The organism is Paenisporosarcina sp. TG20 (genome assembly GCF_000286315.1).
Taxonomy (GTDB): Bacteria; Bacillota; Bacilli; order Bacillales_A; family Planococcaceae; genus Paenisporosarcina.
The window spans coordinates 1-8903 of the sequence record NZ_ALJG01000198.1 but is presented as its reverse complement, the minus strand read 5'-3'; the positions used below and the strand labels follow the sequence as shown (position 1 = coordinate 8903).

Here is an 8903-nt window from a genome sequence, read left to right as displayed (position 1 = left end):
CTCTTTATAGTTATATACTTTCTTATGTTTTTAAAAAGGATCAGAATACACCCATTTTGATCCTTCTTCATACATTAAAGGAAAATGTTCTTTAATAGTTTATAATCCCTTCCTCAGCTTTCTAATAGCGTCAATAATACAAAAATACATAGGTAACTCAAGTACTTTTATTGTAATACAAATATTGTTGTAAATTTTTATACTTTCTCTGATTTGGATACATTATTTCCTCTTAAAAGCACTTAGAATCACACCAATTCTAGTACTTTATTATTATTCCATCGATAAACCTTTGAGAGAATGTTAAAAAATGATTAGAGCGCCGTTTCCAAATCCTCTATAACTGCATTTGTTAATAGATATAGAGAATGGAGGTGAATTATTTATGCATCATTCAAATAAACCAAACTATGGATGTAGACCTTCTGCTGTCTCACCAATGGTGGCGCCCGCTGTACAACCAATCGTATGCCCGCCTTTGTGCCGCTATACCGATTCTTATACTCACCGAGAAGTTCCATATATCCAACCTTTGATTAATGTGAATAGACAACATATTGTAGATGTACCTAAAACTTACTATGAAGAAATCAATGAAACAGTAGTTGTCCCTCCCACAGTTGCTCCTCAACCATATCCTTATGGTTACGGTTACGGTCGCCGATAAGTTTCTCACCGGATTCAACTAATTCCAACTTCTTATCCACTTAAAAAAGCCTCACTTGTCAGTTTTACTACTGACAAGTGAGGCTTTCCTATTTAATCGACTAACTTTATAAACTGTTTTGTTCGTTCATGTGTAGGATTTCCAAAGAATGTCTCTGGATCAGCGGACTCAATGATACGTCCTTCATCCAACATAATGATGCGATTAGCTACATTGCGCGCGAACTTCATTTCATGCGTCACTACAATCATTGTCATGCCTTCTAGTGCGAGTTGCTGCATAACTTCTAACACTTCACCGACTAATTCTGGGTCTAGTGCAGATGTTGGTTCATCAAATAGTAACACCTTTGGTTCCATGGCAAGTGATCTAGCGATGGCCACACGTTGTTTTTGTCCACCAGATAATTTACTAGGATAAACATCAGCTTTATCTGACAAACCTACTTTTTCAAGTAGCTGTTTCCCTAATACAATAGCGTCTTCCTTTTTCATCTTCTTCACAATTATAGGTGCCTCTATGACATTCTCCAAAACGGTCATATGTGGGAATAAATTGAAGTGTTGAAATACCATTCCTACCTCGGCACGGATTTTTGAAAGTTTATCTTTCTTCGGGTTAACTTCATGCCCATCAATTTCGATAGTTCCCTGATTAATATGTTCTAAAAAGTTGAAACACCTTAGTAAAGTACTTTTACCAGAACCACTGACACCAACTAGAACGACCACTTCAGAAGGAGCGACTTCTAAATCAATGCCTTTTAGTACTTCTAAATCGCCAAATGATTTATGAATATTTGACCCTTTTAACATATAAGCTCCTCCTTCTTATTTATCGACATCTAGTTTATTTTCATACCATCTTAATAAATAGGTGAAAATCATGACCAGTACTAAGTAATAACCACCGACTACTAAATAAGTTTCTAACGATTTAAAATTCTGTGCCGCTTCACGGTTTGCCATAGCGAATAATTCCGGCACACTGATGATATAAACAAGAGAAGAATCTTTCAGTGTAATAATAAACTGATTCCCAAGTGGCGGAATTGAGCGTTTTAAAGCTTGTGGGAAAACAATACGACGCATGCTCTGTGCTCTAGTCATACCTAGTGAACTACTCGCTTCTCGCTGTCCTTTATCAATTCCTTGAATGGCACCACGGAAAATTTCCGCAATGTAAGCACCGTTATGAATACCGAGTGCTATAGCCCCTGCCCAAAAACCTGATAAAACAACTAAAGTGGTTATTCCAAAATACAAAAACATAATTTGAACAATTAATGGTGTACCTCGAATAATCGTAATATAAACGTTTGCAATCGTTTGTAAAATTCTTGATCTAGAAATTTTCATTAACGCAAACATTAATCCAAACACTGTACCCAAAATTAGCGCAACTGCTGTTATTTGTAACGTAATAAGCATTGCTTCGAGAAAGCCTGGATAGGTATTCATGAAGACTTCAAATATCGTTTTTAAAAGTTCCATCATGTTCTCCTTCCCTGAATATGATTAGTTAAGAATTTCGATTCCTTCTAAATCAACATCAAGAAGATTACGCTTGAACCATTTATCAGAAATTTCTTCATAAGTTCCATTATCAATAATTGCTTGAAGTGCTTTATTAATATCTTCTAACAATTTTTCATCTTCTTTACGAACGGCTACTGCAGCTTGTTCAATCCATAATGGTACGCCTACATCTTTAATTTCTAATCCTGCTTTCATTGCCTCAAATCCAACAACATCAGCTGTAATTACAGCATCTAATCTACCTTCAACTGTTAAATCATTTAACGCAACAACATCACTGTTATAGTACTTAATATCATCTGTGTATTGTTGTGCTGCAGTATCGTACGTACTTTGTGCAACAACACCAATTCGTTTACCTTCTAAGTCTGCTTCAGAAGAAATTTCATCGCTACCTGCTGGTACGAATAGCATCCCACCAGAGTAGTAGTAAGGATCCGAGAAATTCACACGTTTCGCACGGTCCGCAGTTATAGCCATTGAACCAATAATTACATCAAACTTGTCTCCAAGTAAAGACTGCGTAATTGTTTCCCAAGGTGTAGTAACAGGGTTTGGTTCTAATCCCATTTCTTCAGCGATTGCAGCACCAATCTCCACGTCAAAGCCTGTCAATTCGCCGCCTTCAGTATAGTTAAATGGTTTGTATAAACCACTTGATGCATATGTTAACTTACCTTCTTCGGTTAAGTTGTAATCTGTTTCTGCTTCTGACCCTGTGTTACCTGTTGTTTCTTCATCAGTTCCACAACCTGCTATTAGCATAGCTGTTGTAGCGATTGCTGTTAAAAATGCGAATTTCTTTTTCATAAATAAATCTCCCCTTATCTGTTTTTAATATTCATTTGTTACTATCGTTCTAGTTTTAACAAAAATATCATTTCTTTCATATGCAGCATCAAGACTGTCTAAATTTTGTTTTACTTTATCATGCTCTTTTACGTAGATAAATCGCATAATTGATGTTAGTAAAGCATGAACAGCTGTATAGGAATCAATGTTTAAACTTGTCGATATAGGTACAAATAATGCAATATCAGCAAAACTCATCACTGGTGCATCCTTGTTATCTGTGATGATAATAATGGTTGTACCCTGTTCTTTTGCTATTTCCAATATTTCCATTAACTTTTTGGTGTAACGTGGGAAGGCAAACGCAATGAGCACATCTTCCTCTGTTAACTTAGATAGTTGATGGTAGTATTGCACATCTTCTTGCATCAATAATTTTGTATTATTGAGCATCATGTTCATCCAATGGGCAAAAGAATGGGCTAAGCCGTAATCGAAAAAGTTACTGGTCACATATATTTTTTTAGCTGAGCCAATTAAATCCACTACTTGAAGTAACTGTTCTTCTTGTAAAGTTTCTTTTAATTGTGAAATACTCTTTATATCTGCATCAAGTAAATTTTTCACAATGGATTGCGACGCATATTTAGTATCGTCGTCCTCTACTTGTTCAATCCGCTGCTCTGCTAGCTTCTTTTGTATAACATGCTGAAAGTCTGCGTACCCTTTAAATCCTATCTTTTGGGCCCATCGAATAACAGTCGATTCACTAACACCTACTTTTTTACCGACCTCTAGAGCTGAAGAAAAAGCTAGCACAATCTGATTTTCTTTAAACAAATCAGCAATTCTCTTTTGTCCTGCTGAAAAATCATTATAGGAATCTTCTATCTTATGCAGTAAATCCTTCATATAATACCCCCATAAATACAGACATGAACTGCTCGACTAATTAATTGTACCTTAATGCAGGTTCTCCTGCAAGTTTTAGTAATATAAATGTAATAATTGTTGAGTTCTTGTCATTTAATCAATTTCCCCCAAAAAGCTTACTACCACTATAGGAAGTAAGCTTAGTTTAAGAGAGTTCTTAAATTTTATATTTTATTTTTTAACGAACTCAAATCTTTGTTATATATGTTTTTGACTTCCCAATACCCCTTCGTGTGTCAGTTCCACATTCACTGCCATTGCTGTTTCTGCTCCGCTTGCAGCCGCAATAATCAGTTGAGATGGATAAATATTTGAGGCTTCCCCTGCAACAAAAAGCCCGTCTATTTTTGTATTTCCTACTTCATCTGAGTGGTGACCACCCTTATCATTTAGCTTTAGCCCGAGTTTTGTTCCTAGTTCCGTCGCTTGAACAAGTTCAGGTGTAACGAATCCTCCTACTCGATCAATCACAAGTCCATTTTCAAGTTCTACTTTTTGGAGTATCCCATCTTTTCCGGTAAGGAGAAGTACTGGGCTCGTTTCTACTCTAAGTTTAGACTTTTTCATTCTTTGTGCTTGGCTTTTTGTCAATTCTTGTCCGTTTGTAAATACTATTAAATCTTGTGACCAATTACGCAGTATTTCTGCAGTATGGAATGTATAATTAACAATTCCAAATAATGCTAGTGGTTTATCTCGCAATTCCCAGCCATCGCAATAAGGACAGTTATATATACTTTTACCGTAAAAGTCTCGTAGATTTGGGATGTTTGGGAATTTCTCTTTTACACCCGTAGCTAAAATGACTTTTCTTGTCGTCCATTCCTTGCCCAATTGTGTTTTAATAATAAATCCTTCTTTTAATTTTTCTATTTTCACAACTTTATCTTCCATTGTTTCAATTGTTGGATATTCGCTGAATTCTTTATGGGCCTGCTCTCGAAATTCAGCCGGCTTTATACCATCACGTGTTACAAAACCATTTGCAGCAGAAGTTACTTTATTCCGCGCTTCATTGTTATCAACCAAAATCACATTTCTTCTCGCTCTCCCTAATACTAAGGTGGCACTTAACCCTGATGGCCCACCACCTACGATGGTACAATCTTTCATTCAAGTCCCTCCTCTACTAATGCGTACTTCCTTCTATGTTAAATACTCTTTCCCACTTTAGGGTTATTCAAACGAGATTAGTGAGAGTTTTTATTGAGAACTCAAAAAAGCCAGGGACTTGCCGCCCTGGCTTTTAATACGGAACTATTTAATTATTCATACCACCTGGCTGAATTGATGATGGAGCAAAACTATTCACCATTGCCATCATGTCTTGCTGCGCTAGCTGAGGCACTTGGTAGTAATGATGTTTGTTTTGGTAAATTGAAACTTCATACGCCATTTCAATACAATTAGGTACTGAATCCTGAAGGACACGTCGAACAACTGGATTTGTCGTTTCTAGGGCAGACATCGTTTTTAAAGATGCTGCTGACTTGTGGACACTAGCCATGAACCCTGAAATAATTTCATCTGATATTTGTGAAGTTGATTGCATTGGCTTTTTAGGTTGTGATTGTTTTAAACCGTATACAAAGTCATTGTCTTGCTTCATCATATATTCTTGTGTTCGTTTCATTGGATCTTGACCTGTTTTGAAACAATCGACTGTAATATTGTACTCCTCTTGCATGAAATTGAATTGGCGGTCCATCATAGTCATTAATTCTTGATCTTGTACGTGTGGACGTAATAATGTGAACTGGTCTAATCCAGCAATTGCTGCTGATAGTACTTCATGAAGATCCAACACTTCATGGCCACCATGATTCATCTGTGCTGATACTGGACCTGTATGCATATTTTCGTGCATTTGACCTTGTGGATTTTGTGTCATCTAATTTCTTCCTCCATTTCGTGGTTTGAACATCAAACTTAGTTTGTGCTAAGGTTCATGTTGTTATACGAAAAGAAAGATGAATTGTATTTAATTTGAAAAATTAAATTTAGACTTGATATTAGTTACTCACACGCACAGCTACTTTTCCAAACTGCTTTCCTTTTTTAAGATAATCAAACGCGTCTTGAACTTGATCAAATTCAAATGCACGATCAACTACCGGGTGCATTTGAAAGTTTTCCATATGGGCTAACATTGCTCGAAGTTCCTGCCTGCTACCCATAGTTGATCCGAATAACTGGTATTGTCCGTAGAAGAACTTGCGTAAATCAAAATCTATTGTATCTTCAGTTGTTGCCCCAAACACAACGATACGGCCTCCTTTTTTAAGAATGTCGAGAGAACGATTGAATGTTGCTCTTCCTACACTTTCTATAATTAGGTCAATGGTTTCGTCGGCTAATTCTTTGTTCCAGTCGCTATTTGTATCTATTGCAATATCTGCACCTAACTTTAGTGCATGTTTGCGCTTGTCTTCACTTCTAGAGGTGACAATTACTTTGGCTCCTGCGTTTTTTGCAAATTGTATTAGAAAACTCGATACACCGCTTCCTGCTGCGGGAATAAAGACTGTGTCTCCTTTTTTTACATTTCCCTTCGTAAATAAGGCACGATAACCAGTCAACCCTGACAGAGCAACTACACTAGCTTCTTCCCATGACAAATACTCAGGTTTTTTCTCCAGTTGTTCGGCGGATATGACAACTTTTTCTGCAAATGTTCCATTATCCGGCATTCCTAAAATATCGAAACCTATCGGTGGTGCATCACTAGTATCGTACCAACGAAGAGCTGGATTAATTATTACTTCATCTCCTATGGAGAAACCCACTACATCTTCCCCTATTGAATGAATCACCCCAGCACCATCCGAACCAAGTATTAACGCTTCACTTTTATTTCCTTGGCGATCAGGTATATACAAATCACGTCTGTTTAAGCCAGCCACATGAATCGACACCACTACTTGTCCCTTTTTTGCGGACGGTTCTTCCATATCTTTTATTTTAAGTTCTCCCAATTCCAAGACAAATGCTTTCATTGATTTTCTTCCTTTCATTACATGTTTTTACAAGAATTTTATAATATCTATTATTCCCGCGTATCTTCAACTTTATTTTCTGTTTTGTTCATAAAGAGTTAACTTAGTATAGATGGTCTCCAATATCGGAACTTCAATATGATGTTCTTTTGCTTTTTTAAGTAAATATCCTTGTAAGTGTTCAATCTCTATTGGAACTGACTTTTCCATATCTCTTTGCATGGAAGATTTCATACCTGCATTCATTTCGTTTATTCGAGAAAATTGAATGTCGGCAATGTCTTCCTTTATAGGTGCATTGATTTTCTTCATTACCTCTGTAATCTCGTTTAAGAATGTTAAAATAATTCGTTGACCAGATTCCAATTCTCGAATTGGTCCAATCGCTGAGTTCATCAATGAAGTAATCCCCGACATAACCGTAATAAATAAATACTTATGCCACATATCTTGATTAATATGATCACTTAAAATAAAATCTGCTTTTGTATCTTCAAACGCTGATTTCAAACGCTCTATACGAGGCGTACTTTCTCCTGTTCTTTCCCCAAATACTAGTTGATGTATAGGACTTGTTTGAACAATTGTGCCGTATTCGTTAAGAGTTGATTCTATAAAACACAGACCACCAATCACATTATCTTCACCGAAATTTTCAATCAACTCATCCATATGTGAAATACCATTTAATAGAGGTAATATCATTCCGTCATCTTCTAAATGTAGTCGAACATCTTTTATAGCTTGGTTTAATTGGTATGACTTTGTTGAAATTATTATCACATCGAACTTCTCTTGGTTTTGAGAAGCAAGTAACAATCGTGGGGTTAATTCAAAGTCTCCATTGACGCTTTCAACCTTTAATCCTGTTTTTTCTAATTGTTTCTTTCTATTCTCTCTAACAAGGAATGTAACGTCCTCACCCTTTTCCAATAGCCTTCCGCCAAAATAGCCACCGATTGCACCTGCACCAACAACAAGAATCTTCATATGATGAGTCCTCTTTTCTATTTGTAGTCTATTATTTTAACAACAAAGATTAGTGATTTTATACCTTGTATATTACACTATTCAGATAACTAATCTAATATACTTAAACTTAAAACTTTCAAAATACATATTTTAATAACTCCCACTTCACTCACCTATCCCAAGCTTTACGAATAAGTTAAAGGATATTCATAAAACATGGTGGTGTTTGTAATGGATTTACCAATTATTTTGGCTGGACCTATTTTAAGAAGGGTAGAAGCTAACAGCGTCATTATTTGGATAGCAACAAGTTATCCATTTCAAATGGATGCTAAATTATTCAAAATGACTAAGGAACTACCTGAGTTCGACATTCAATGTAAAGCCGAGTCCATCCGGTTTGGGAAAAGACTTTTTATATATCTCCTCAAACTGATACCAGTTCATGGGGAATTTCCTGTGGACACTCTTCTCGGCTACAATCTTTTTTTAAAAAGAAAATCTAAAACTTTAGACCTTGGGGACTTAGGTCTTCTCAATCAACACGAATCCCAGTCTATCGTTTATGGGAACTTAAAATATCCTTCGTTCTTTATCAATAGAGATTTAGAATCACACGTTTTATACGGTTCATGTCGAAAATCCCACGGCGAGAGAGACGATGTGTTAGCTGCGGGTGATATGGAACTGCAATCAACATATGGTGACCTTAGCAAGCGACCGAGTGCTTTATTTTTGTTAGGGGATCAAATCTATGCAGATGATGTTGCCGATCCTCTTTTCCCTATTATAACTTCTCTCTCAAAGAGGTTAATGGGTCGAGATGAAAAATTATCAATTTTAGATAAGCGTTTAGAAGAAGTACCTTTTCGTAATTCACTCAACCAAATCAACGGTAGAGAATATATCATGGATCACTTCTGCAAGTTCACCTCTACAAAATCACAGAACCATCTGACACTCCCACCGCTAAAGCAGTGGCGTTCTGTTTGAAAACGGTTTCTT

Annotated in this window: 10 protein-coding genes; 2 read left to right on the top strand and 8 right to left on the bottom strand. The window is 36.3% G+C overall.

All coding sequences use genetic code 11. From position 1 onward, the window contains the following. The first annotated feature begins 385 nt into the window (after positions 1–385). Positions 386–667 carry a hypothetical protein gene (locus B371_RS0103655; RefSeq protein WP_019412956.1) on the top strand — a complete coding sequence of 94 codons (282 nt, stop codon included), beginning with the start codon at positions 386–388 and terminating at the stop codon, positions 665–667. A 92-nt stretch (positions 668–759) separates the two neighbouring features. On the opposite strand, the gene B371_RS0103650 is transcribed toward B371_RS0103655, so the two are convergent. From B371_RS0103650 to B371_RS0103615, 8 genes are all read right to left on the bottom strand, one after another. Next, entirely contained in the window at positions 760–1482 is a 723-nt protein-coding gene (locus B371_RS0103650; protein WP_019412955.1) for an amino acid ABC transporter ATP-binding protein, read from the bottom strand. 15 nt (positions 1483–1497) lie between these two features. After that, positions 1498–2160, bottom strand: coding sequence for an ABC transporter permease subunit (locus B371_RS0103645; RefSeq protein WP_019412954.1), 663 nt, complete (start codon positions 2158–2160; stop codon positions 1498–1500). A gap of 24 nt (positions 2161–2184) precedes the next feature. Then, a complete protein-coding gene (locus B371_RS0103640; RefSeq protein WP_019412953.1) occupies positions 2185–3015 on the bottom strand; it encodes a transporter substrate-binding domain-containing protein in 831 nt (276 codons plus the stop codon). 24 nt (positions 3016–3039) lie between these two features. After that, positions 3040–3909, bottom strand: coding sequence for a MurR/RpiR family transcriptional regulator (locus tag B371_RS0103635; RefSeq protein ID WP_019412952.1), 870 nt, complete (start codon positions 3907–3909; stop codon positions 3040–3042). A 219-nt stretch (positions 3910–4128) separates the two neighbouring features. Next, on the bottom strand, positions 4129–5043 hold the full coding sequence (locus B371_RS0103630; protein WP_019412951.1) for an NAD(P)/FAD-dependent oxidoreductase: 915 nt from the start codon (positions 5041–5043) through the stop codon (positions 4129–4131). 148 nt (positions 5044–5191) lie between these two features. After that, the gene (locus B371_RS0103625) at positions 5192–5821 is read right to left on the bottom strand and encodes a spore coat protein (protein ID WP_019412950.1); all 630 of its coding nucleotides are present in this window, start codon (positions 5819–5821) and stop codon (positions 5192–5194) included. A gap of 121 nt (positions 5822–5942) precedes the next feature. Continuing rightward, entirely contained in the window at positions 5943–6926 is a 984-nt protein-coding gene (locus B371_RS0103620; RefSeq protein WP_019412949.1) for a zinc-binding dehydrogenase, read from the bottom strand. A 72-nt stretch (positions 6927–6998) separates the two neighbouring features. Beyond that, a complete protein-coding gene (locus B371_RS0103615) occupies positions 6999–7916 on the bottom strand; it encodes a ketopantoate reductase family protein (protein WP_019412948.1) in 918 nt (305 codons plus the stop codon). Positions 7917–8129: 213 nt separating this feature from the next. Here B371_RS0103615 and B371_RS0103610 point away from each other — a divergent pair, with 213 nt between their 5' ends. Continuing rightward, positions 8130–8891, top strand: a complete 762-nt coding sequence (locus tag B371_RS0103610; RefSeq protein ID WP_019412947.1) for a hypothetical protein — start codon at positions 8130–8132, stop codon at positions 8889–8891. Positions 8892–8903 lie beyond the last annotated feature (12 nt).

Bases quoted from the DNA above. Each gene is read 5' to 3' on its own strand.
- B371_RS0103655 (WP_019412956.1), top strand. From the start codon at position 386: ATGCATCATTCAAATAAACCAAACTATGGATGTAGACCTTCTGCTGTC.
- B371_RS0103650 (WP_019412955.1), bottom strand. From the start codon at position 1,482: ATGTTAAAAGGGTCAAATATTCATAAATCATTTGGCGATTTAGAAGTA.
- B371_RS0103645 (WP_019412954.1), bottom strand. From the start codon at position 2,160: ATGGAACTTTTAAAAACGATATTTGAAGTCTTCATGAATACCTATCCA.
- B371_RS0103640 (WP_019412953.1), bottom strand. From the start codon at position 3,015: ATGAAAAAGAAATTCGCATTTTTAACAGCAATCGCTACAACAGCTATG.
- B371_RS0103635 (WP_019412952.1), bottom strand. From the start codon at position 3,909: ATGAAGGATTTACTGCATAAGATAGAAGATTCCTATAATGATTTTTCA.
- B371_RS0103630 (WP_019412951.1), bottom strand. From the start codon at position 5,043: ATGAAAGATTGTACCATCGTAGGTGGTGGGCCATCAGGGTTAAGTGCC.
- B371_RS0103625 (WP_019412950.1), bottom strand. From the start codon at position 5,821: ATGACACAAAATCCACAAGGTCAAATGCACGAAAATATGCATACAGGT.
- B371_RS0103620 (WP_019412949.1), bottom strand. From the start codon at position 6,926: ATGAAAGCATTTGTCTTGGAATTGGGAGAACTTAAAATAAAAGATATG.
- B371_RS0103615 (WP_019412948.1), bottom strand. From the start codon at position 7,916: ATGAAGATTCTTGTTGTTGGTGCAGGTGCAATCGGTGGCTATTTTGGC.
- B371_RS0103610 (WP_019412947.1), top strand. From the start codon at position 8,130: ATGGATTTACCAATTATTTTGGCTGGACCTATTTTAAGAAGGGTAGAA.